We start from the raw sequence: 21,830 nt of genomic DNA, 5'->3' as shown, positions 1-21,830 counted from the left end.
GGTCAGCGGCGGCGCCCCGGGCGGTCGGCGGCGTCGTCGAGGTCGACGCCGACGTGCTCGTCGAGCCAGCGGCTCAGCGGGTCCAGGCGGCGCCAGGTGGCCGCGACGCGCTCGCGCAGCTCCGGGCCGTGGAGCTCGTCCGACGGGGGCCAGGCGCACCGGCCGTAGAGACTCTTGTGGCGCATCAGCTCCAGGCGCGGGTGCTCGGGGTCGACGCCGCGCGGCCGGGTCTTGAGCTGCTCGCCGGAGATCGCGTAGCCCTCGGCGCGCAGGTCGTCGACCAGCGCGGCGAGCGCCGGGCCGTGGCGGGCGTCGTCGACCGCCGCCCGGTAGCGCGCCACCTGCGCCGAGGACATCCGGTAGTAGCCGACGGCGGCCATGACCCCGTCGGCCGAGACCTGCACGTAGCGCCCGCCCGCCGTCGCGCCGCACTGGACCTTGTACGGCGTCTTGTCGGCGGAGAAGCGCACGTCGCGGTACGGGCGGAAGACCTTGCCGGCACCGAACTCGGGCTCCAGGTCGGCGAGGAGCGCGACCATCGGCGCCCGCACGTGGTCGTCGTACACCGGCTTGTTGTCGGTCCAGTAGGCCTTCGAGTTGTCGGCCTCCAGACCCTCGTAGAAGTCGACGACCGCCTCGCCGAAGCCCGTGAACGCCATCGGGCCATTTTGCGCTACGCGCTTGTGAGTGCGTGTCCGTGCCAGGGCACGGGCAAGCGCGCACACGCGCGCAGCGCCAACGGCGTGTAGACACGGCGACGTGCCAGGAGCGGTGCACGAGTCGGTGCTCGACGCCATCGGGGCCACGCCCCTGATCCGCCTGCGGCGGCTGACCGAGGGCCTGGCGCCGCGGATCTACCTCAAGGCCGAGTGGCAGAACGCCGGGGGCAGCGTCAAGGACCGGGCGGCGCTGGCCATGATCCGGGCCGCCGAGGCGTCGGGGGACCTGCGGCCGGGCGGCGTGGTCGTCGAGGGCACGTCGGGCAACACGGGGATCGGGCTCGCGCTGGTCGGCGGCTTCCTCGGCTACCGCACGGTGATCGTCGTCCCCGACACCACGGCGGCGGAGAAGATCGCCGCGCTGCGGGCCTACGGCGCCGAGGTCGTGCCCACCCCGGGCGGGCTGACGCGCGAGGACCCGCGGCACGTCAACAACCTCGCGGCCCGCCTCGCCGCCGAGACGCCGGGCGGGTGGCTCGCCGACCAGTACGGCAACCCCGCCAACCCGCAGGCGCACCGCGACACCACCGCGCCGGAGATCTGGGAGCAGACCGGCGGGCGGGTGACGTGCCTGGTCGCGGGCATCGGCACCGGCGGCACGCTCTCGGGCACCGGCGCGGCGCTCAAGGAGCTCGGCCCGGTGCGCGTGGTCGGCGTCGACCCCGAGACCTCGGCGTACGGCGGGGGCGACGGCAGCCCGTACTACGTCGAGGCGATCGGCCACTACCGCCACCCCGACACCGTCGACGACCCCTGGCCCGCGAACTGGGACCGCGCCGTCGCCGACGAGGTCGTCCGCGTCGACGACCGCACGACCATGCTCACCGCCCGCCACCTGGCCCGCGAGGAGGGCCTGCTGCTGGGCGGCTCGTCGGCGACGGCCGTGGCCGGCGCGCTGCGGGTGGCACGCGACCTGGGCCCCGACGACGTCGTCGTCGTGATCGCGCCGGACTCGGGGCGGGCGTACCTGTCGAAGTACTTCGACGACGGCTGGCTGCGCCGGCTCGGGTTCCTCACCGAGGCCGACGGGCAGGGCCCCCTGGTCGGGGAGCTGCCGCTGCTCGAGGTGCCGGTGGTCCGGGCGTCGTGGACGGTGGGCCGCGCCCGCGCGGCGCTGGGCGAGCTCCCCGGACCCGCTCCGGTGGCCCGCGACCGCGAGGGCCCGGCGGCGCCGTCGGAGATCCTCGGCGCCGTGACCGCCGGTGCGCTGGAGGGCGTGGCCGACGACGACCCCGTCCGGGACCACGCCACGGCGCAGCCGCCGAGCGTCGGCGCGGGGGAGGGGATCGAGACCGCCCGGGAGCGGCTGGGCGACGCCGGGGCGGCCTGGGTGGTGCGCGACGGGCGGGTCGCCGGGCTCGTGACGCGGGCGGCGCTGGGTTTGCCGGAGAGCCTTGCCCCGGCCGACTAGTCTGGGCCCATGAGTACGGCCTTCGCCCACGCCACGCACCCCGCCCCGGCGACCGCGGAGCGTGTCGCGGAGGTACTGGCCGCGCCCGGGTTCGGCAAGTACTTCACCGACCACATGGTGACGATCTCCTGGGACGCCGCCCGCGGCTGGCACGACGCCCAGGTCGGGCCCTACCAGCCGCTGTCGATGGACCCGGCGTCGGTCGTCCTGCACTACAGCCAGACGATCTTCGAGGGCCTCAAGGCGTACCGCTGGGCCGACGACTCGATCCACGCGTTCCGCCCGGAGGCCAACGCCGACCGCATGGTCCGCTCGGCGGAGCGCCTCGCGATGCCGCCGCTGCCCGAGGAGCTGTTCGTCGGCTCGCTGCGGGAGCTGCTCGCCGTCGACGAGCGCTGGGTGCCGGCCGCGGGCGGCGAGGACTCGCTCTACCTGCGGCCGTTCATGATCGGGTCCTCCTCGGGCCTCGGCGTGCGGCCCAGCGAGGAGTACCTCTACCTGCTCATCGCCTCGCCGGCGGGCGCGTACTTTCCGCGCGGCCTGGCCCCGGTGACGGTGTGGCTGTCCACCGACTACGTGCGCGCCGTGCCGGGCGGCACCGGCGAGGCGAAGTGCGGCGGCAACTACGCCGCCTCGCTGGCCGCGCAGGCCCAGGCGTCGGCGCAGGGCTGCGACCAGGTCGTCTGGCTCGACGCGCTCGAGCACCGGTGGATCGAGGAGATGGGGGGCATGAACCTCTTCTTCGTGTTCACCGACTCGAGCGGGCACGTCGAGGTCGTCACGCCCGAGCTCTCGGGCTCGCTGCTGCCGGGCGTCACGCGCCGGTCCCTGCTCCAGCTCGCGCAGGAGGAGGGGGCGACGGTCACCGAGCGCCGCATCTCCACCGACGAGATGGAGAAGGAGGTCGCCGCGGGCCACCTCACCGAGGTGTTCGCGTGCGGCACGGCGGCGGTGATCACCCCGGTGGGCACCGTGAAGCACGAGGGCGGCACCTACGACATCGGCGACGCCACGCCGGGCCCGATGACCCAGCGCCTGCGGGATCGCCTCACCGCCATCCAGCGCGGCGCGGCCCCGGACCCGCACGGCTGGATGACGCGTTTGCGCTAGCGCTCGTGAGTGCTTGTCCGTGCCCAGGCGCGGACAAGCGCTCACAAGCACGCGGTGCCAAGGACGACGGTGACGGCGAGCTCGGCGCAGGCGCCGAACACGTCGCCCGACACCCCGCCCAGGCGCCGGCGGGCGTGGGCCGCCACGAGCACGACCACCACCGCCGCCAGCACCCCGGCCACCGGCGCCCGCCACCCCAGCACCGGGAACGCCGCGCCGGCCAGCACCACGAACCACGCCGGCGCCACCCACACCGGCTGGGTCCCCGCGACGAGCGCGCCCAGCCCGTCCGGTGACGCCGCGGGCACCCCGCGCCGGGCGACCCAGGCGAACGTCGCGCGCCCCAGCCCCAGCGCGAGGCCCCCGCCCACCGCGGCCACCAGCAGGCCCCGGTCCGCGAGCGCGCCGAGCGCCGCCGCCTGCACCCCCAGCACCACGATCAACCAGACCACCGCGAACGCGCCGACGCCGGGGTCGCGCATCACGGCGAGGGTGCGCGCGGCGTCGCCGTGGGCGCCGAGCCCGTCGGCGAGGTCGGCGAGCCCGTCGAGGTGCAGCCCCCGCGTCGCCGCCGCCCCGAGCCCGATCGCCACGAGGCCCGCGAGCAGCCCCGGCGCGCCGGCTGCGGCCAGGCCCGCCGCGACCGCGCCCAGCCCGGCGCCCAGCACGACGCCCACGACCGGTACGACGACGAGGGCCACCCCGCCCGCGGCGCGGTCGATGCGCGGCGCACGCAGCGGCACCACGGTGAACATGGCGACGGCGAGCGCGAGGCCGCCGCGCAGGGGACCGACGGTCACGCCACCACGGACACCGCGGCCCGCAGCAGCCCCACCGCCGCGAGCGCCCCGGTGCCCTGCCCGGCGCGCATCCGCAGGTCGAGCAGCGGCTCGAGGCCCAGCAGGTCGAGGGCGAGCGCCTGCGCGGGCTCGGTGCACCGCGTACCCGCCACCCACCAGGCGCGGGCGCCGGGCGCCTCGGTGTCGGCGAGGAGCGCAGCCACGGCCGTCGCCGCGCCGTCGAGCACCACCGGGGTGCGGCGCCGGGCGGCCTGGGCGAGGAAGCCGGTCAGCGCCGCGAGGTCCGCGCCCCCGGCGACGCGCAGCAGGCCCTGGGGGTCGCGGCCCACCGAACGGGTCCGGCGCAGCCCGTCACGGACCGCGGCGGCCTTGACCATCCACACGCGGTCGTCGATCCCGCTGCCGCGACCCACCACGGCCACCGGCTCGCGGCCGGTCAGCGCGGCGGCGAGGACGGCGGTCGGGGTGCTGACGCCGACGGCGAGCTCGCCGACGACCAGGAGGTCGGCGCCCTCGTCGACCTCCTCGTCGGCCACCTCGCGCCCGGCGCGCAGCGCGGCCAACGCCTGGTCGTCGGTGAGCACGTCGTCGGTGTCGAGGCGCCCGCTGCCCCGGATGCCAGCGCGGTCGTCGCGGTCGTCCCCGGGGACCGGCGCGTCCAGACCCACGTCGACGACCCGCAGGCCCGCCCCCGCGGCCTCGGCGAACCGGCACACCGGGGCCGACCCGTCCCGGGCGGCGGCCACGCGCGCGGCGGTCTCGGCGGGGTCGTGCGCGGACACCCCGGCGGCGGCGATGCCGTGGTCGGCGGCGAACAGCACGGCCCGCACCCGGCGCGGCGCCCGGGCCGGCGCGCGTCCCTGGCACCCGGCCAGCCAGGCGGCGAGGTCCTCGAGGCGCCCGTAGGTGCCGCCGGGCAGGGCGCCGGCGGCCTCGCGGCGGGCGGTCTCGTCCGGGGGCGCCACGCCGGGCGGCGCGGCGGTGGCCGGGTGCACGCGTGTCCTCCTCGAACGGGGGCGATCACCTCAGGACGTGTGCGTGCTTTCCCGTGCCGGGGCACGGGCGAGCGCGCACGAGCGCGGAGCGCCAAGGTAGCCGGTGCGGCTCACCCCAGGCGCAGGGGCAGCCCCGCCACCAGCAGCCACACCTCGTCGCACACCGCGGCCAGCGCCTGGTTCAGCGCGCCGAGCTCGTCGCGGAAGCGCCGTCCCGCGCTGGTCGAGGGCACCACGCCCAGCCCGACCTCGGCCGAGACGAGCACCAGGTGGCCCTCGAACGCCGACACCGCGGCGACGAACCGGTCCCGGCTCTCGGCGACCGACGGCGCGTCGCGGGCCCAGCCGGCGTCGTCGAGCAGGCCGGTCACCCAGGTCGCGAGGTCGTCGACGAGCACCGGCTCTCCCGGCGCCGCGGCCAGCACGCCGGGCAGGTCGGCGTCCTCGACCGTGTGCCAGTGCGCGGGCCGGCGGTCGCGGTGCACGGCGACGCGGTCGGCCCACTCGGCGTCGACGGCGGGGTCGACGCCCCGGGCGGTGGCGACGTAGAGCGCGGGGCCGTCGGCGTCGAGCATCCCCTCGGCGTACGCCGACTTGCCCGAGCGCGTCCCGCCGAGGACGAGGACGCGAGCGATCAGTGCCCCACTCAGGCGACCTTGGCGCCGCGGGCCACCCGCGGGGCGGGCATCCGCAGGCGGCGCAGCTGGGTGGCGCGGGTGAACGCGTACCAGCCGTAGGACAGCGCGCCGATCTCCTGGTCCGGGAACTTCGCCCGCACGCCGGTGACCACGTAGCGCCCGAGCAGGACGCCCTCGAGCGCCATCATCACGAGCATGACCAGGCAGATCAGGCTGCCCGCGGCCTGGATCTGGGGCACCGGGACGATCACGGTCACGAAGATGACCACCGCGAGCGGCATGAACAGGCCCATGAGGTTGCGCCGCGCGTCGATGAGGTCGCGCGCGTGGGCGCGGGCCGGACCCCGGTCGCGGGGGAGCAGCACCGTGTCGTCGCCGGCCATCATCCGCTTGCGGCGCTCGGCGGCGGCGGTGCGGCGGTCGTCCTTCGTCCCGCGCAGCGCCTTGGCCCGCTTCATGGCCTCGCGCTGGGTCTTGGGCGCCGGCGCCACCGGGCCGCGGCGCTTGCCCTGCGCGTCGCGCCGCGACGGCGTCGGACGGCCCTTGCTCGCGGTCCGCGTCCGGTCGCCGACGACCACCGTCTCGCGGCCGTCGGCCGCGGCGTCGTCGGTGGCGTCGTCGGCGGGCTGGTCGCTGGTGGACGCGGAGCCCCGGCGCAGGAAGTTCACGCCGTCCAGGATAGACAGAACGTCCAGGGTCGAGCTCCGCTGCGCTTCGTCTCCCGCGCGTGGCCCCCTACCGTGATCGCATGCGCGTCCTGCTCGCCCCCGACTCCTTCGGCGGCAGCCTGACCGCCGCCGAGGCCGCCGCCGCGATGGCGCAGGGCTGGGCGCGGGCGGTGCCGGGCGACACGACGGTCCTGCTGCCCCTCGCCGACGGCGGCACCGGCTTCGTCGAGGTCCTGCACACCGCGCGCGGCGGCACCCGCCACGACGTCGAGGTCACCGGGCCGCTGGGCGCCCCGACGGTGGCGACGTGGCTGGAGCTCGACGGCACCGCGTACGTCGAGTCGGCGTCGGCGTGCGGGCTGCACCTCGTCGGCGAGCGCACCCCGGCCACCGCGACCGCCGCCACGAGCCGGGGGGTGGGCGAGCTGGTCGCCGCCGCCGCGGAGCACGGACCGTCCTCGATCGTCGTCGGGCTCGGCGGCTCGGCCTGCACCGACGGCGGGGCGGGGTTGCTCGCGGCCCTGGGCGCGCCCGCCCGCGACGCCGACGGTGCCGTCCTCCCCGACGGCGGCGGGCCCCTCGCGGGCGTCGCTTCGGTCGACGACCTCGCCGCGGTGCACGCACGCCTCGGCGACGTCGAGCTGGTCGTCGCCGCCGACGTCGACCACGTGCTGTGCGGACCCCGGGGCGCCGCCGCCGTGTTCGGGCCGCAGAAGGGGGCCGACGCCGACACGGTGGCCGACCTCGACGCCGCGCTGGCCGTCTGGGGGGCCGTGCTCGCCGCGGCCAGCGGCCGGCCCGACCTCGTCGACCGACCCGGGGCGGGCGCGGCCGGCGGGCTGGGCGCGGCGCTGGCGGCGCTCGGGGCGCGCCGGGTCGGGGGCGGTGAGCTGGTGCGGGAGGTCGCGGGGCTCGACGATGCGCTGGCCGCCGCCGACCTCGTCGTCACGGGGGAGGGGCGCCTCGACGACCAGTCGCTGCGCGGGAAGCTCGTCTCCGTCGTGGCCACGCGCGCCCGCGAGCGGGGCGTGCCGTGCATCGCGCTGGCCGGCCAGGTGGACCTCAGCGTGGGCGAGGCGCTGGAGGCCGGGCTCGAGGGCGCCTACTCGGTGTCCGCCGACGCCGGCTCCGTCGAGGCCGCGCTGGCCGAGCCCGCCGCGCGGCTGGCCGACCTCGCGGCGGGTGTCGCCGGGCGGTGGGGTGCGCGGCCGCCGTGATCACCCCGGGGTGAGCGCGCTCGCAGGAACCATCGCCGTGCGTGTGCGACGATGGAGGTCGGCCGCGGGGCCAGCACGTCCGGTCCCGAGGGAACACACGGCACCGCGACCGGGTTGTGCCGAACCGGAGTGTGCACAGCGTCCGTCCCGGGAGCTCAAGGGAGAACCATGACCGTCGAGAACCCCACCGCGCCGGCCGAGGTCGAGGCCAAGCCGCACGGCGTCGAGCTGACCGACACCGCCGCCGGCAAGGCGAAGGCCCTGCTCGACCAGGAGGGCCGCAACGACATGTCGCTGCGCATCGCCGTCCAGCCGGGTGGGTGTGCGGGTCTCAAGTACCAGCTGTTCTTCGACGACCGCTCGCTGGACGGCGACCTCACCGTCGACTTCAACGGGCTCACCGTGTCGGTCGATCGCATGAGCGCGCCGTACCTGCAGGGTGCGGTGATCGACTTCGTCGACACCATCGAGAAGCAGGGCTTCACCATCGACAACCCCAACGCCGGCGGGTCCTGCGCCTGCGGCGACAGCTTCAACTGAGCTGACACCACACGGCCCCCGGACCTCGTCGAGGTCCGGGGGCCGTCGTGTGTCCGGCGGGTGTCAGACGCCCGGGACCTCGGCGGCGACCTTGTCCCGCAGGCCCTCGGGCGGCTGGGCGCCCAGCTGGGCGACGACGTGCGACGCGGCCACGGCGCCGATGCGCCCCGAGGTCGCGTGGTCGAGCCCGCGGGTCCAGCCGTAGAGGAAGCCGCCCGCGTAGGCGTCGCCGGCGCCGGTGGTGTCGACGAGCTCGTCGGCCTCGCGGATGCCGACCTCCTCGACCGTCCCGTCGGCGTCGTACACCGTCGAGCCCTTCGCGCCGTGGGTGACGACGACGACCTCGCAGTTGCCGCCGTTGCCGCGCAGCAGCGAGGTGACCGCGTCGTCGCCGAGCAGCGCCGCGACCTCGTCCTCGTCGGCGATGAGGACCTCGACGTTCTCGCGGGTCAGCTCGCGGAAGTACTCGCGGTGGCGGTCGACGCACCCGGCGTCCGAGAGCGTCAGGCCGACGCGCGCCTCGCTCTTGGCGGCCGCGTCGACGACCTTGCCAATGGTGCGGCGCGCGTGCTCGGTGTCGGCGAGGTAGCCCTCGATGAGGCTGACCTTGCTGCCGGCGACCTGGTCCTGCTCGATGTCGTCGGGCCCGAGCGCGGTGCACGCGCCGAGGAACGTCGACATCGTCCGCTCGCCGTCGGGCGTCACCATGATCAGGCAGCGCGCGGTGGCGGGGCTCCCCGACAGCGCCGGCGTCGTGAAGTCGACGCCGTGCGAGCGGATCGACTCGGTGAACGAGGTGCCGAGGCGGTCGTCGGAGACCTTGCCGACGTACCCCGCGTCGGCGCCGAGGGCGGACGCGATCGCGATGGTGTTGGCGACGCTGCCGCCCGAGCGCTCGGTGGTGTCACCGGCCCCGGCGTAGAGCTTCTCCGCCTGCGCCTCGTCGATGAGCGTCATGCCGCCCTTGGGCAGCTCCTGCGCGCGGATGGTGTCGTCGTCCGTGCGGAACAGCACGTCGACGATGGCGTTGCCGATCCCGAGTACGTCCATGGATACCTCTCGCTGGATTACGTCCTTCGGACCAGCGATCGACACTAGGTGAAACGCGCGGTCACCGGGACCGCGCGGTGGCGTCGCGCACGTTCACGCATAGACCGGGTAGTTCGGCTCCGGGATCTCCGGGCGGATGCGGCCCTCGACGAAGATGCCGTGCCAGACCATGAACACCAGCAGGGTCCAGATGCGGCGCGAGTGGTCGACGGGGCCGGTGCGGTGCTCGTCGATGAGGCGCAGCACCGCGGCCTTGTCGAGGATCGCGTCGGTCTGCGAGTCGCGGACGATCGCGCGGGCCCACTCGAGCATGTCGTGGGCGAGCCAGTAGCGGATCGGCACCGGGAACCCGAGCTTGCGCCGGTTCAGCACGTGCGGGGGCACGATGCCGTCGATCGCCCGGCGCAGGGCGTACTTCGTCGTGCCGTGCGCGACCTTCTGCTCGGTCGGCAGGTGCGACGCGACCTCGAAGACCTCCTTGTCGAGGAACGGCACGCGCAGCTCGAGCGAGTTGGCCATCGTCATCTTGTCGGCCTTGACGAGGATGTCCCCGCGCAGCCAGGTGAACAGGTCGACGTGCTGCATGCGCGCCACCGGGTCCCAGGAGCCCGAGTCGGCGTAGATCGGCGCGGTGACGTCGACGTGCGAGAGCTCGGGGTCGTGGCCGCGCAGGACCGCGCCGAGCTGGTCGTCACGGAAGATCCGCGCGTTGCCGTAGTACCGCTGCTCGAGCGGCAGCGCGCCGCGCCGGAGCAGGTCGCGGCCCCGCATCCCCTCGGGGAGCTTGGTCGAGAGCGCGCCGGCGAGCTTGCGCACCGCGCCGGGCAGCTTCTCGAACGGCGCGAGCGACAGCGGCTCCTTGTAGATGGTGTAGCCGCCGAACAGCTCGTCGGCGCCCTCACCGGAGAGCACGACCTTGACGTGCTTGCGGGCCTCGCGGGCCACGAACCACAGCGGGATCAGCGCCGGGTCGGCCACCGGGTCGTCGAGGTACCAGACGATGAGCGGCAGCGCGTCCATCATCTCCTGGGCGTCGACGGTGCGGACCACGTGGCGCACCCCGATCGCCTCGGCCGACTCGCGGGCGACGTCGACCTCGGAGTAGCCCTCGCGCTCGAACCCCGTGGTGAAGGTGATGAGGTCCGGGTTGTGCTCGCGGGCCAGGGCCGCGATCACCGTCGAGTCGATGCCGCCGGAGAGGAACGAGCCCACCGTGACGTCGGCGCGCATGTGCTTGGCCACCGAGTCGCGCAGCACCTCGGTGATCTCGGCGTGCACGCGCTGCTCGTCGTCGACGGGCTTGGCGTCGAACGTCGGGTGGAAGTAGCGCTCGCTCTGCACCGGCTCGCCGGGGGAGACCGTGAAGCTGGTGCCGGACTCCACGCGCCGGATCGAGCGGTGCAGGGTCAACGGCTCGGGGACGTACTGCAGCTGCAGGTAGTGCTGCAGCGCGGTCGGGTCGGGCGCGGTCGTCGGCTCGCCGAGGGCCTTGGCGAGCTCGAGGAGACTCTTCTTCTCGCTGGCGAGGGCGACACCGTGCGGGCCGGCGGCGAGGAAGAGCGGCTTGATGCCGAACGGGTCGCGGGCGCCGAAGAGCACGCGCTCGTGGGTGTCCCAGATGAGGAACGCGAACATGCCGCGCAGCCGGCGCACCGCGTCGCGCCCCCAGACGTCGTAGGCGGCGACGATCGCCTCGGTGTCGCCGTCGGTGACGAAGCGGACGCCGTGGTCACGGGACAGCTCGTCGCGCAGCTCGAGGTAGTTGTAGATCTCGCCGTTGAAGACGATGCGGTAGCGGTCGCTCGCGTAGGTCAACGGCTGGTGCGAGCCCTCGACGTCGATGATCGAGAGCCGGTTGAAGCCCAGCACCACGTCGTCGTCGTGCCACTCGCCGGACTCGTCCGGGCCGCGGTGGCGCATGCAGTGCAGGCTCTGCCGCACCGCCTCGGCGCGCGCGGCGCCCTCACCACCCGGCGTGATCAATCCCATCAGGCCGCACACGCGTCCGCTGACACCTCCGGTTCCGGGGACGGGCCGTGCCCAGTATGACGACGCCGACCTCGCGATCCGTGGCGCCCCGCGCGCCCCTCCGACAGCGCGTAGTGGCTCGCTCGGATAGTCTCCGCAGCGACGTCGGGGCCCGGATCGCCGGGCCGCCCGCCGCACTGTCGTCGGCCCTCGCGGCTGTGGCGGAGCGCGGGCACCTCGCGAGGAGGAAGGCAGCAGCAGTGCGCCGAGAAGGGACGCCGCCCCGGGCCCGCACCGGTCGCGTGCGCCGGGTCCTGGGCCTGACCGCGGCCGCCGTCGCCGTCGCCGTGACCACGTCCGGGTGCTCGGTCGACGAGGTGCTGCGGTTCGGGTGGCCGGTCGGCGTCACGCCCGAGGCCGCCCAGATGCGCACCCTGTGGACCGGGGCCGCGGTCGCCGCGCTCGTCGTCGGCGTCCTGGTCTGGGGCGCCACCGCCTGGGCCGTCGCGTTCCACCGCAAGAAGGCCGGCGCGTCGGACCTGCCGCGGCAGTTCCAGTACAACCTGCCGCTCGAGCTGGTCCTGACGGTCATCCCGCTGGTCATCGTCGCGGTGCTCTTCTACTTCACGGTGGTCGTCCAGAACGTCGTCGACCGCGAGCCCACGGGCAACGAGCTCGAGATCAACATCACCGGGTTCCAGTGGAACTGGGAGTTCACCTACCCGCAGACCCCGGCGCCGAACGGCTTGCCGGCCTCCGTCGTCGGCACCACGAGCTCGGTGCCGATCCTCGTGCTGCCCACCGACCGGCCCATCCGCTTCACCCAGGAGTCGAAGGACGTCATCCACTCCTTCTGGGTGCCGGAGTTCCTGTTCAAGCGCGACGTCTTCCCGTACCCAGAGGAGAACGACCAGAAGAACACCTGGGTGATCGACCGCATCGAGCGGACCGGCGCCTTCGTCGGCCGCTGCGCGGAGTTCTGCGGCGCGTACCACTCGATGATGAACTTCGAGGTCCGCGCACTGCCGCCGAACCTGTTCGACCAGTTCCTGGGCCTGCGCCAGCAGGTGAACCCCCAGACCGGGCAGCCGTACACCACCAACGAGGCGCTGGGTGCGCTGAACTGTGGTGAGCTGTGCAGCCCGCGCTCGATCAGCACCTACGTCTACAACCCGGACCCGACCGCTCAGCAGGCCTTCCGCTGACCGTGAGCGTCCGTCCCACCCACCCGAGAGCGAGGACCCGGTGAGAGTCGAATCCCGCATCTTCGAGATCCTCACGGTCTTCTGCTTCGTGTGCGCGATCGTGTACGGCATCCTCTCCGGCGAGGAGGTCGGGATCGTCGCCCTGACGCTGACCGGTGGCCTCACCCTCATCGTCGGGACGTACTTCCGCTTCGTCGCGCGCCGGCTCGAGGAGCGTCCCGAGGACAACCCGGAGGCCGAGGTCTCCGACGGTGCCGGTGACCTGGGCTTCTTCAGCCCCGGCAGCTACTGGCCCATCGCCGTCGCCGGCGGCACCGCCGTCACGGGCCTCGGCGTGGCGTACTGGCAGGGCTGGCTCATCATCACCGGCGCCGTGGCGCTCGTGATCGCGATCTGTGGGCTCGTGTTCGAGTACCACGTGGGCCCCGAGGCGCACTGAGTCTCCGGGTTCGCTGAGCTTCCCTCGGCCCCGCTCCGTCCGTCGGAGCGGGGCCGTGGTGTGTGCGGGCGTGGCTGTGGTGGCTCTGGTGGCAGCGAACGCGCCGCTCGCTGCTTCTAGGCGTACGAACGGCGCTTTCGTGGCGGGGGGTTGGCGTTGGTCTTGTGGCCGCGGGGGTGGAGCGAACGGCGCTCTCGCTGCTTCTGGGGGAGCGAACGGCGCTTTCGTGTCATCGGGGGAGCGGGGCTCCGCTCGCCGGGGCTCCTGAGGTCTGAGCCTGCGTCCGGGGCTTGCAAGGGGCCACCGGGCAGGCGGCAGGTCCATCGAGCGTGCGGAACGTGCCCCTCGCGGCGCCCGCCGTCGCGGAACGCCGGCAGCCTGGCTTGATCAGGAGCACCTGGTCCACCCGCGCCGGCTTGTCGAGGTGCGGCTTGTCGAGGTGCATGAGGTGCCCCTGATCTCCGTCAAGCAGCACCCCGCGCGGAGTCGTCCCGCCGAGGCACCTCGAGCAGGGGGCAGCCCTGGCGGACTTGGGCAGCGTGCCCAGGCAGGTGCTGAGGCGCCGGCGCCTCAGCGCGTACGGCGACGTCTCGTGGCCCCTCAGGCGCCCCCTGAGCGCTCCGCCAGAGCCTGGGCGCACTCGGTACCACCCTCGCCCGGCCTCGCCGCCCTACGCCACCCACGGCGTGTCGCGCTCGCGAGGATGTGGCGATCCTGGCGTTGAACACCACCGTGGACGCCTCGCTGGCACACCGGAGGTGCGCCGCCCCAGCCAGACAGGGGGTGGGCGAACGACGACGGGCCGGGAGCGTCGTGGTGACGCTCCCGGCCCGTCGTGGGTCGTGCGAGTGCTACTCCTGGATGTCGCGCGGGCGACCGGCGTCGGGCCGGCCCGCGAGCTCGCGCTGCTCGCCGGGCTCGACCTCCATCGGGTCGCCGCCGTGGCCGCCACCGGTGAGGGCGTCCTGCTCCTCGGCCGGGTCGGGCCGGAACCAGCCGCCCTTGAGCGGCGAGCCGGCGGCACCCAGGTCGTTCATCCGCTTCGGCACCTTGGCGCCCTGGTAGGCGAGCGGCACGGCGTGGCCGTGGTCGTCGACGCCGCCCAGTGGTTGGTGCACCTCGACGAACTCACCGTGCGGCAGGCGCTTGATGTGCCCGGTCTCGATGCCGTGCTCGAGCACCTCGCGGTCGCTGCGCTGGAGACCCAGGCAGATGCGGTAGGTCGCGAAGTACACGATCGGCGGGCCGACCAGCAGGCCGATGCGACCGATCCACGTCATCACGTTCAGGGAGATGTCGAACGTGTAGCCGATGATGTCGTTGCCGCAGGCCACGAGCAGCCAGAAGTAGAAGAACATCGCCATCATGCCGGTGGCGGTGCGCACCGGGACGTCACGTGGGCGCTGCAGCAGGTTGTGGTGGGCGTCGTCGCCGGTGAGCTTGCGCTCGATCAGCGGGTAGAGCGCCAGCAACGTGGTGAGCAGACCCATGCCGATCACGGCCGGGAAGAAGATGGCCGAGATCGTGTACGGCCCGAGGTACATCTCCCAGGCGGGCCACAGCCGGACCGCGCCGTCGAAGATGCCCATGTACCAGTCCGGCTGGGAGCCCGCCGAGACCTTCGCCGGGTTGTACGGACCGAGGTTCCAGATCGGGTTGATCTGGAAGACGCCGCCCATGATCGCCATGAGGCCCACCGAGACGACGGTGAAGCCGCCGGCCTTGGTGGCGAACGTCGGCAGGATGCGGACGCCGACCACGTTGCGCTCGGTGCGGCCCGGCCCGGGGAACTGGGTGTGCTTCTGGAACCACACCAGCGCCACGTGCAGGGCGATCACCGCGGTGATGATCCCGGGCAGCAGGAAGACGTGGACGATGTACAGGCGCGGGATGATGATCTCGCCCGGGTACTCGCCGGCGAAGATGGCCCAGTGCAGCCACGTGCCGACCACGGGGATCGACAGCACGATCGCCGAGACGCCGGTGCGGATGCCCGTGCCCGAGAGCAGGTCGTCCGGCAGCGAGTAGCCGATGAAGCCCTCGATCATGCCGGTGAGCAGCAGGACGACGCCCAGCACCCAGTTGGTCTCGCGCGGGCGGCGGAACGCTCCGGTGAAGAACGTCCGCATCATGTGGGCGATCATCGCGGCGACGAAGAGCAGCGCCGCCCAGTGGTGGACCTGGCGGACGAACAGGCCGCCGCGGACCTCGAACGAGATGTCGAGCGTCGATTCGTACGCGCGCGTCATCTCGACGCCCTGGAGCGGCGCGAAGACGCCGTTGTAGGTGACCTCGGTCATCGACGGGTCGTAGAAGACCGCGAGCCACGTGCCCGAGAGCAGCAGCACGATGAACGCGTACATGTTGATCTCGCCCAGCATGAACGACCAGTGCGTGGGGAAGACCTTGTTGATCTGCCGGCGTAGGGGCCCGGCCGGGTGGAACCGGCTGTCCGCCTCGTCGGCGGCGGTGCCGACGAGCTTCATGGCCAGGCCACCGCCCTTGCGGGTGGGTGTGGTGATCGCACTCATGAGCTTCGCTCCCAGAACGCTGGACCCACCGGTTCGATGAAGTCGCTACGCGCGTACAGGTATCCCTGATCGTCCACCGCGATGGGCAATTGCGCCAGTGGACGTGCGGCCGGGCCGAAGACGGGCTTGGCGTACTCGTTGGCCTGGAACTGCGACTGGTGGCAGGGGCAGAGGATGCGGTTCGTCTGGTCCTCGTACAGCGACGTGGGGCACCCCATGTGACTGCAGATCTTGGTGTAGGCGAACAGCGTGCCGTAGTTGAAGTCCTCCTGGCCCGCCCGCTTGATCACCGCGACGTTGGGTCGCAGGCGGATCAGCATCACGGGGGAGTCGGAGGAGTGGAGCGTCTTGGCCAGCTCCTCCGGGTTGCCGCGCATGGACTCCTTGAAGGGGAAGACCGTCTCGATCGAGCCGGGCTCGAGGTCGCCGGGACGCACCAGCGCGACCTCCTCGGGCTCGCCGGTGTCGCGGCGCATGTAGACCCGCTCACCGTCCTCGGAGTGCCAGCCCGTGACCAGCAGCTCCGAGTTCTTGCCGTCCTTCCACGGGTTCTTGACGAGCCCGCCGAAGGCGGCGACGAGGACACCGAGGCTCAGCACGCCGCCGGCGGCACCGACCGACCGGTAGATCATCTTGCGCCGGGTGATGCCGCTCTGCCGCCCGGTCTGCACCAGGCGCGCCGCGGCGGTGGCCCGGTCGACCTCCTGCGAGCGCCCGTCGTGGCGCTGCTGGATCGTGAGGTCCTCGGGCAGCAGCTTCTTCGAGTAGGCGATGACACCCATGCCGACCGCGAAGACGGCGAACCCGAACGTGAAGCCGATGACCGGGGTGTACAGCGTGAAGAGGAACCCGCCCTCCTCGCCGGGGCCGCGGTACTCCCAGGGCCAGGCGATGAACGCCACGAGGAACAGCACGCCGGCGATGGCGGCCCAGACGAACCAGAGGGTCACCTGGCGCTCGGCGCGCTTCTCGGCGCGGGTGCCGGGCACGGGGAAGCGCTCGCGGTCCGAGACGACCTCGAGGTCGTCGATCCGGTTGCCCAGGCGGACGAGGTCGTCGGTGCTCATCTGCGCGAGCTCGTCGTCGCTCGGGATGCGCGGCGTGGCCTCGTTCGGGTCCGGCTGCGAAGGGGCGTTGGCGCCGTGGTCGGCGGGACGGGTGCTCACTGGCGCGATCCGATCCAGAGGGAGATACCGATGAGGGCGGCGAGGCCGACGAAGAACGCGAGCGCGCCCTCCGGGACCGGGCCGAAGCCACCGAGCTCTGCGCCGCCGGGGTTCTTCGCGGGGTTCGCGCTCCCGACGGACTTGATGTAGCCGATGATGTCGCGCTTCTCCTCGGGGGAGAGCTGGGAGTCGGCGAAGGTCGGCATGTTCGCCGGGCCCGACAGCATCGCCGCGTAGATCTGCTCCTCGCTCGCCGGGTCCATGTTCGGCGCGAACTTGCCCTGCGACAGCGCGCCACCGCGGCCGGTGAAGTTGTGGCACGAGGCGCAGTTGAGGCGGAAGAGCTCGCCGCCGCGGCCGAGGTCCTCGCCGCGCAGCTGCTCGCCGCTGGCGACCACCGGCGTCGTCGGGCCGCCGCCGTTGGCCTCCACGAACGCGCCCAGCGCGTCGATCTGGGCCTCGTCGAACCGCGGGGGCTTGCGCTCCGCCGCCGCGCCCTGCGCCGCCAGCGGCATGCGGCCGGTGGAGACCTGGTAGTAGACCGAGGCCTCGCCGACGCCGATGAGGCTCGGCCCGCGGCCCTGCACGCCCTGCAGGTTGGTGCCGTGGCAGGTGATGCAGGAGTTGTCGTAGATCTGCTGGCCCTCGCGCACGATCGCCGGGTCGGCGGCGATCGCCTGGTCGGGGGTCGGGGTGAACACCGTGTACAGGCCGCCGACGGCGACCAGGGCGACGCCCAGGGCGAGCAGCCCGGACAGGCGTCGGCGCAGCTTCGTCCCGCGGCGCGCCCGGGTGCGGGCGGTGCGGGGCTTCTCGTCACTCATCGGGTGCCCAACCTCGAGGTCTCCTCGCTGGGTGTCCTGTGGGTCCTGCGGTGTGGTGGTCACAGGTCAGCGGATGAAGTAGATGACCGCGAACAGGCCGATCCAGACCACGTCCACGAAGTGCCAGTAGTACGAGACGACGATGGCCGCCGTCGCCTGCGCCGGCGTGAACCGGCTGAGGAAGGTGCGGGACACCAGCAGCACGAACGCGATGAGACCGCCCGTGACGTGCAGCGCGTGGAACCCGGTGGTGATGTAGAAGACCGAGCCGTACGAGCTGCTGGCGATCGTGGTGGCGTGCTCGGTGACCAGCGTGTGGTACTCGACCATCTGGCCGAGCACGAAGATCGTCCCCATGACGAACGTGACCGCGTACCAGCGCCGCAGGCCGAACACGTCGCCGCGCTCCGCCGCGAACACCCCGTACTGGCAGGTGAACGACGACGCCACGAGGACGATCGTGTTGACCAGGGCGAAGGGGACGTCGAGCTCGGTGGGCGGGGGCGGCCACTCCTCGGCGTTCGCGCGCGCGACGAAGTACATGGCGAACAGCCCGGCGAAGAACATCAGCTCGCTGGAGAGCCAGATGATCGTCCCCACGCTCACGACGTTGGGCCGGTTGAGGGAGTGAATCCTCGCGCTGAAGGAAGGCGCCGGCGCACCCTGAGCGGTCGTCACGCCGGTCATGATGACACTTCCGCCCGACACCCACCCGCTGGGGCGAGCCGCCGATGTGTCGCCCCCGCAGCGCCTCCGGCGGCGCCGTGCGCAGCGCCGTCGGGTCACACCGCCCTCACCTGCGGGTTCTCCTACCAGCCGTCGTACGTCGGGCCGTCGTACCGCTCCGGCGGCCGGTCGAGGGTGACGGAGGAGACCGCTAGCATCCGGCGCATGACGGACGCCCAGCGACGCGGTGCCGAGGCCTCGCGGTGACCGGCCCGACGCCCACCCTCACCGTCGTGGTGATGAGCCACCGCCCCGAGGTGCGCGAGGCCATCTCCTCCGCGGTCGGGCGCCGGCCCGCGCCCGACCTGCCCCGCCTGCGCTTCGTCGAGGCGTCCAGCGTCGCCGAGGTGCTCGGCGCGGCCGACGCCGGCGAGATCGACCTCGCGGTGCTCGACGGCGAGGCGCAGCCCACCGGCGGCATGGGGGTCTGCCGGCAGCTGAAGAACGAGAGCGATGACCCGCCGCCGGTGATCGTCGTCGTGCGTCGCCGCGACGACCACTGGCTGGCCACCTGGTCGCAGGCCGACGCGGTGCTCGTGCAGCCGCTGGACCCGGTGACGGCCGCCGAGACCGTGGCCACCGTGCTGCGCGAGCGGGCCCGCCCGGCCGTCCGCGGGTGACCGGGCGGGCGGGCGAGCAGGCCGGGGCGCCGCCGAGCTGGCCCGGCCTGCTCGGGCGGCTGCTGGCGGGGGAGGACCTCGCGACCGAGGACACCGCCTGGGCGATGGACCAGGTGATGTCCGGGGAGGCCTCGCCGGCGCAGGTCGCGGGGTTCGTCGTGGCGCTGCGGGCCAAGGGCGAGACGGCGCCGGAGATCGCCGGGCTGGCGCGCACGATGCTCGCCCACGCGCGCCCGGTCCACGTCCCCGGGCCCACCGTCGACATCGTCGGCACCGGCGGCGACGGGGCGCACACGGTCAACATCTCCACCATGTCCGCGGTGGTCATGGCGGCGGCCGGCGCGCGGGTGGTCAAGCACGGGGGGCGTGCGGCGTCGTCGCGCAGCGGCTCGGTGGACGTGCTCGAGGCCCTGGGCGTGCCCGTGGACCTCGGGCCCGAGGCCGTCGCCCGCTGCGTCGCCGAGGTCGGCATCGGCTTCTGCTTCGCCCAGGTCTTCCACCCGGCCATGCGCCACGCCGGCCCGGTGCGCGGTCAGCTCGGCGTGCCCACGGCGTTCAACCTGCTCGGCCCGCTGACCAACCCGGCTCGCCCGGGGGCGGCGCTCATCGGCTGCGCCGACGTGCGATTCGCGCCGATCCTCGCCGAGGTGCTCGCCGCCCGGGGCGACCGCGCAGTGGTGGTGCGCGGCGACGACGGGCTCGACGAGGTCACCACCGCGAGCACGACCACCGTCTGGCACGCAGGCCCCGCCGGCGTGCGCGTGGAGACGCTGGACCCGGACGCGCTGGGCGTGCCCCGCTCGGGGGTCGACGCGCTGCGCGGCGGCGACGCGGCCCACAACGCCGCGGTGGCCCGCGCGGTGTTCGCGGGCGAGCCGGGCGCGGTGCGCGAGGCGGTGCTGCTCAACGCCGGCGCCGCCCTGGCCGCCCACGAGGAGGCCGTCACCGGGCGCGCGGTCGCCGACCTGCACGAGGCCGTGGCCGCCGGGCGCCGGCGCGCGGCCGAGGCCGTCGACTCCGGGGCGGCCACCGACCTGCTCGAGCGCTGGTCGGCCGTCGCCCGCGAGGCCCGGGCCGCCGAGGGCTAATCGAGCCCGCTAGTCGAGCCCGAAGGAGAACGCCGTCGCCTCGTCGCGCGAGGAGTACGAGCGGAAGGCGATGTGCGTGGTGGTGCTGTGCACGCCCTCGACCTTGCTCAGCCCACCCGCGATGACGTCGGCCAGCTCCTCGTGCTCGCGGACGCGCACGACGGCCACGAGGTCGACGTCGCCGGCGCAGGAGTAGACCTCGGCGACGCCCTCGAGGTCCGCGATGGCCTGCGCGGTCTCGGGGATGCGGTCGGCGTCGGCGTGGACCAGCACGAAGGCCGTGATCACGGGCCCTCCTCCTCGGGGGCGGGGCCGGGCGCCCCGCGTGGCCGGGGAGTCTAGGGCGGCTCGTCGGGCGCACCCACGTGCTCGGCGTGGCGCGCCTCGCGGGCGCGGCCCACCCACTCGCGCCAGGCCCCGGCGCCGGCCACCGGCATGGCCCAGGGCGTCGTGGTGCGCACCATGCGCGTGCCCGGACGCTCGAGCCAGCGGGTGACGACGGCGACCTCCTCGGGCGGGGCGCCGCGCAGCGGGCCGTCGCCCGGGCGCACCGTCTCGGCCGACGCCACCAGCGCCTCGACCACGGGCATCGGCGGCACCCCGCGGCGGGCGCGGCCCGCGGCGGCGAGGCGGCCGTGGCGCACGACCGCGAGGTCCCACCCGCGCTCGCCGTCCGGCCGCGCGGCGATCATCTCCGGCGCGGCGGCCACGGCGGACAGGCGCTGCACGCGCCCGAGCGCGGTGGCGAGGTCGGCCAGGCGGTCGCGGTGGGCCGCGGCGTCCTCGAACCGCTGGGCCGCGGCGAGGTCGGTGACCGTGAGGGACAGCCGGCGCAGGCCCGCGTCGTCGGCGCCCCGGACCAGGGCCCGCGCGTCGTCGACCACCGGCCGGTAGGCCTCGACGTCCACGTGCCCCGCGCAGGGTGCGTCGCAGCGGCGCATCTCGTGCAGCGCGCAGGGGGTGCCCGCGGCGCCGCGGGCGGGGATGCGCTGGGTGCACGGGCGCAGCGGCACCGCGTCCTGCAGGGCCTCGACCGCCCGCACGGCGTCGGGTCGGCGCCCGAACGGCCCGATGGCGTCGGCCCGCGGCGTGCGGACCACCGAGAGCCGGGGGAACGGCTCGTCGGTGAGCGCGACCCACCAGCCGCGGTGGGGGAAGCGGGATCGCCGGTTGTAGCGCGGCGCGTGCCCGGCGAGCAGGCGCAGCTCGCGGACCTCGGCCTCGAGCGCGTGCGCGCAGACGACCCAGTCGACCCGCTCGGCGAGGCCGACCATCTCCTTGATGCGCGCCCGCTTGTCACCGCCGGTGAAGTAGGAGCGGACGCGTCGTCGCAGGTCGCCGCTGGTGCCGACGTAGAGCACCTCGTCGCCCGGGCCCCGGAACAGGTAGACCCCCGGCGCCTCGGGCACGGCGTCGGCGAGGTGCCGCTTGGCCCGCTGGGCCGGGCTGACCTCCACCTGCAGGGCCAGCAGGTCCTCCAGCGTCGAGACCCCACGCCCGCCGACCCGTTCGAGCAGGCCGTGCAGGACGTCGACGGTGGCCCGCGCGTCGTCGAGGGCGCGGTGGATCGGCCGCGTCCCGGCACGGAACAGTGCGGCCAGGGCCGAGAGGCGGCACGACGGCGCCTCGTCCCGGGTGAGCACGCGGCGTCCGAGCCGGGCGGTGCAGACGACGGCGGGGCGCGGCCAGGACGGGCCGTGGCGCCGGCACGCGGCCCGCAGGTGTCCCACGTCGAAGGGGGCGTTGTGCGCGACGAGGACCGCCCCGGCCAGGAACTCCAGCAGGCTCGGCAGCACGAGGGGCAGGCGCGGGGCGGCGCGCACCATCGCCGTGGTGATCCCCGTGAGCGACACGATCTGCGGCGGGACCGCGACACCGGGGTCGACCAGCGTCGCGAACTCGCCCACGATCTGCCCGCCGCGGACCTTGACCGCGCCGATCTCGGTGATCGCGTCGCCGTCGGGGGGACCGCCCGTGGTCTCCAGGTCGAGCACGACGAACGTCACCTGCGACAGCGGCGTGCCGAGCTCGCCGAACGAGAGCTGGGGGTCCGGACCGGTGACCGGACGGGCGGGAGCGTCCATCGCGGTGGACGCTAGGGCGGACCCCCGACAG

General features: G+C 74.2%; 21 protein-coding genes. 8 read left to right on the top strand and 13 right to left on the bottom strand.

The window, feature by feature from the left end; all coding sequences use genetic code 11:
- Positions 1 to 2: 2 nt before the first annotated feature.
- Positions 3 to 659 carry a DUF2461 domain-containing protein gene (locus ACQPX6_RS18520; RefSeq protein ID WP_433781828.1) on the bottom strand — a complete coding sequence of 219 codons (657 nt, stop codon included), beginning with the start codon at positions 657 to 659 and terminating at the stop codon, positions 3 to 5.
- 100 nt (positions 660 to 759) lie between these two features.
- On the opposite strand from ACQPX6_RS18520, the gene ACQPX6_RS18515 reads away from it, so the two are divergent.
- Positions 760 to 2,130 carry a pyridoxal-phosphate dependent enzyme gene (locus ACQPX6_RS18515; RefSeq protein WP_433781826.1) on the top strand — a complete coding sequence of 457 codons (1,371 nt, stop codon included), beginning with the start codon at positions 760 to 762 and terminating at the stop codon, positions 2,128 to 2,130.
- A gap of 9 nt (positions 2,131 to 2,139) precedes the next feature.
- A complete protein-coding gene (locus ACQPX6_RS18510; RefSeq protein ID WP_433781824.1) occupies positions 2,140 to 3,240 on the top strand; it encodes a branched-chain amino acid aminotransferase in 1,101 nt (366 codons plus the stop codon).
- A 41-nt stretch (positions 3,241 to 3,281) separates the two neighbouring features.
- On the opposite strand, the gene ACQPX6_RS18505 is transcribed toward ACQPX6_RS18510, so the two are convergent.
- The 4 genes from ACQPX6_RS18505 to ACQPX6_RS18490 all read right to left on the bottom strand — a co-directional run bounded on the left by ACQPX6_RS18505 (position 3,282) and on the right by ACQPX6_RS18490 (position 6,341).
- The gene (locus tag ACQPX6_RS18505; RefSeq protein WP_433781821.1) at positions 3,282 to 4,040 is read right to left on the bottom strand and encodes an adenosylcobinamide-GDP ribazoletransferase; all 759 of its coding nucleotides are present in this window, start codon (positions 4,038 to 4,040) and stop codon (positions 3,282 to 3,284) included.
- On the bottom strand, positions 4,037 to 5,035 hold the full coding sequence (locus ACQPX6_RS18500; protein ID WP_433781819.1) for a nicotinate-nucleotide--dimethylbenzimidazole phosphoribosyltransferase: 999 nt from the start codon (positions 5,033 to 5,035) through the stop codon (positions 4,037 to 4,039). The genes ACQPX6_RS18505 and ACQPX6_RS18500 overlap by 4 nt, the downstream gene beginning before the upstream one ends.
- A 110-nt stretch (positions 5,036 to 5,145) precedes the next feature.
- Complete coding sequence (cobU, locus tag ACQPX6_RS18495) at positions 5,146 to 5,673, bottom strand: bifunctional adenosylcobinamide kinase/adenosylcobinamide-phosphate guanylyltransferase (RefSeq protein WP_433788301.1); 528 nt, start codon at positions 5,671 to 5,673, stop codon at positions 5,146 to 5,148.
- 8 nt (positions 5,674 to 5,681) lie between these two features.
- On the bottom strand, positions 5,682 to 6,341 hold the full coding sequence (locus tag ACQPX6_RS18490) for a DUF3043 domain-containing protein (protein ID WP_433781817.1): 660 nt from the start codon (positions 6,339 to 6,341) through the stop codon (positions 5,682 to 5,684).
- A gap of 80 nt (positions 6,342 to 6,421) precedes the next feature.
- Between ACQPX6_RS18490 and ACQPX6_RS18485 the strand changes: the two genes are divergently transcribed.
- Together ACQPX6_RS18485 and ACQPX6_RS18480 are read left to right on the top strand one after the other, a co-directional pair.
- Positions 6,422 to 7,558: a glycerate kinase family protein gene (locus ACQPX6_RS18485; RefSeq protein WP_433781814.1), complete on the top strand. Its 1,137-nt coding sequence runs from the start codon at positions 6,422 to 6,424 to the stop codon at positions 7,556 to 7,558.
- 168 nt (positions 7,559 to 7,726) lie between these two features.
- A complete protein-coding gene (locus ACQPX6_RS18480) occupies positions 7,727 to 8,098 on the top strand; it encodes a HesB/IscA family protein (protein ID WP_433781812.1) in 372 nt (123 codons plus the stop codon).
- 63 nt (positions 8,099 to 8,161) lie between these two features.
- Here ACQPX6_RS18480 and ACQPX6_RS18475 read toward each other — a convergent pair whose 3' ends face one another.
- A complete protein-coding gene (locus ACQPX6_RS18475) occupies positions 8,162 to 9,148 on the bottom strand; it encodes an adenosine kinase (RefSeq protein ID WP_433781810.1) in 987 nt (328 codons plus the stop codon).
- A gap of 93 nt (positions 9,149 to 9,241) precedes the next feature.
- Positions 9,242 to 11,149, bottom strand: coding sequence for an asparagine synthase (glutamine-hydrolyzing) (gene asnB / locus ACQPX6_RS18470; protein WP_433781808.1), 1,908 nt, complete (start codon positions 11,147 to 11,149; stop codon positions 9,242 to 9,244).
- Between the two features lie 227 nt (positions 11,150 to 11,376).
- Here asnB and ctaC point away from each other — a divergent pair, with 227 nt between their 5' ends.
- Both ctaC and ACQPX6_RS18460 read left to right on the top strand, forming a co-directional pair.
- On the top strand, positions 11,377 to 12,321 hold the full coding sequence (gene ctaC, locus ACQPX6_RS18465) for an aa3-type cytochrome oxidase subunit II (protein ID WP_433781807.1): 945 nt from the start codon (positions 11,377 to 11,379) through the stop codon (positions 12,319 to 12,321).
- Between the two features lie 40 nt (positions 12,322 to 12,361).
- Entirely contained in the window at positions 12,362 to 12,760 is a 399-nt protein-coding gene (locus ACQPX6_RS18460; RefSeq protein ID WP_433781805.1) for a cytochrome c oxidase subunit 4, read from the top strand.
- A gap of 851 nt (positions 12,761 to 13,611) precedes the next feature.
- Here the strand turns inward: ACQPX6_RS18460 and qcrB are convergent.
- The 4 genes from qcrB to ctaE all read right to left on the bottom strand — a co-directional run bounded on the left by qcrB (position 13,612) and on the right by ctaE (position 17,968).
- Positions 13,612 to 15,291, bottom strand: a complete 1,680-nt coding sequence (qcrB, locus tag ACQPX6_RS18455; protein ID WP_433781803.1) for a cytochrome bc1 complex cytochrome b subunit — start codon at positions 15,289 to 15,291, stop codon at positions 13,612 to 13,614.
- Complete coding sequence (gene qcrA, locus ACQPX6_RS18450; protein ID WP_433781801.1) at positions 15,288 to 16,457, bottom strand: cytochrome bc1 complex Rieske iron-sulfur subunit; 1,170 nt, start codon at positions 16,455 to 16,457, stop codon at positions 15,288 to 15,290. The genes qcrB and qcrA overlap by 4 nt, the downstream gene beginning before the upstream one ends.
- Positions 16,454 to 17,281, bottom strand: a complete 828-nt coding sequence (qcrC, locus tag ACQPX6_RS18445; RefSeq protein WP_433781800.1) for a cytochrome bc1 complex diheme cytochrome c subunit — start codon at positions 17,279 to 17,281, stop codon at positions 16,454 to 16,456. Before qcrC ends, qcrA begins: the two co-directional genes overlap by 4 nt.
- 66 nt (positions 17,282 to 17,347) lie before the next feature.
- Positions 17,348 to 17,968, bottom strand: coding sequence for an aa3-type cytochrome oxidase subunit III (ctaE, locus tag ACQPX6_RS18440; protein WP_433781799.1), 621 nt, complete (start codon positions 17,966 to 17,968; stop codon positions 17,348 to 17,350).
- Positions 17,969 to 18,246: 278 nt separating this feature from the next.
- Between ctaE and ACQPX6_RS18435 the strand changes: the two genes are divergently transcribed.
- Positions 18,247 to 18,627 (top strand): hypothetical protein, encoded by a 381-nt coding sequence (locus ACQPX6_RS18435; RefSeq protein ID WP_433788300.1) that lies wholly within the window; start codon positions 18,247 to 18,249, stop codon positions 18,625 to 18,627.
- A complete protein-coding gene (gene trpD, locus ACQPX6_RS18430) occupies positions 18,624 to 19,715 on the top strand; it encodes an anthranilate phosphoribosyltransferase (RefSeq protein WP_433781798.1) in 1,092 nt (363 codons plus the stop codon). The genes ACQPX6_RS18435 and trpD overlap by 4 nt, the downstream gene beginning before the upstream one ends.
- Before the next feature lie 9 nt (positions 19,716 to 19,724).
- Here the strand turns inward: trpD and ACQPX6_RS18425 are convergent, their stop codons facing one another.
- Both ACQPX6_RS18425 and ACQPX6_RS18420 read right to left on the bottom strand, forming a co-directional pair.
- Positions 19,725 to 20,003, bottom strand: coding sequence for an Lrp/AsnC family transcriptional regulator (locus tag ACQPX6_RS18425; protein ID WP_433781796.1), 279 nt, complete (start codon positions 20,001 to 20,003; stop codon positions 19,725 to 19,727).
- Between the two features lie 50 nt (positions 20,004 to 20,053).
- A complete protein-coding gene (locus tag ACQPX6_RS18420) occupies positions 20,054 to 21,799 on the bottom strand; it encodes a DEDD exonuclease domain-containing protein (RefSeq protein WP_433781795.1) in 1,746 nt (581 codons plus the stop codon).
- Between the last annotated feature and the right edge of the window lie 31 nt (positions 21,800 to 21,830).

The sequence above is a fragment of the Actinomycetospora sp. CA-101289 genome (assembly GCF_050955895.1).
GTDB lineage: Bacteria > Actinomycetota > Actinomycetes > Mycobacteriales > Pseudonocardiaceae > Actinomycetospora.
This window is presented reverse-complemented; position numbering and strand designations above follow the sequence as displayed.

What these genes read in the sequence shown, in the direction of transcription:
- ACQPX6_RS18520 (WP_433781828.1), bottom strand. Translation starts at nt 659, where the DNA reads ATGGCGTTCACGGGCTTCGGCGAGGCGGTCGTCGACTTCTACGAGGGT.
- ACQPX6_RS18510 (WP_433781824.1), top strand. Translation starts at nt 2,140, where the DNA reads ATGAGTACGGCCTTCGCCCACGCCACGCACCCCGCCCCGGCGACCGCG.
- ACQPX6_RS18485 (WP_433781814.1), top strand. Translation starts at nt 6,422, where the DNA reads ATGCGCGTCCTGCTCGCCCCCGACTCCTTCGGCGGCAGCCTGACCGCC.
- ACQPX6_RS18480 (WP_433781812.1), top strand. Translation starts at nt 7,727, where the DNA reads ATGACCGTCGAGAACCCCACCGCGCCGGCCGAGGTCGAGGCCAAGCCG.
- ACQPX6_RS18475 (WP_433781810.1), bottom strand. Translation starts at nt 9,148, where the DNA reads ATGGACGTACTCGGGATCGGCAACGCCATCGTCGACGTGCTGTTCCGC.
- qcrB (WP_433781803.1), bottom strand. Translation starts at nt 15,291, where the DNA reads ATGAGTGCGATCACCACACCCACCCGCAAGGGCGGTGGCCTGGCCATG.
- qcrC (WP_433781800.1), bottom strand. Translation starts at nt 17,281, where the DNA reads ATGAGTGACGAGAAGCCCCGCACCGCCCGCACCCGGGCGCGCCGCGGG.
- ctaE (WP_433781799.1), bottom strand. Translation starts at nt 17,968, where the DNA reads ATGACCGGCGTGACGACCGCTCAGGGTGCGCCGGCGCCTTCCTTCAGC.
- ACQPX6_RS18435 (WP_433788300.1), top strand. Translation starts at nt 18,247, where the DNA reads ATGAGCCACCGCCCCGAGGTGCGCGAGGCCATCTCCTCCGCGGTCGGG.
- ACQPX6_RS18420 (WP_433781795.1), bottom strand. Translation starts at nt 21,799, where the DNA reads ATGGACGCTCCCGCCCGTCCGGTCACCGGTCCGGACCCCCAGCTCTCG.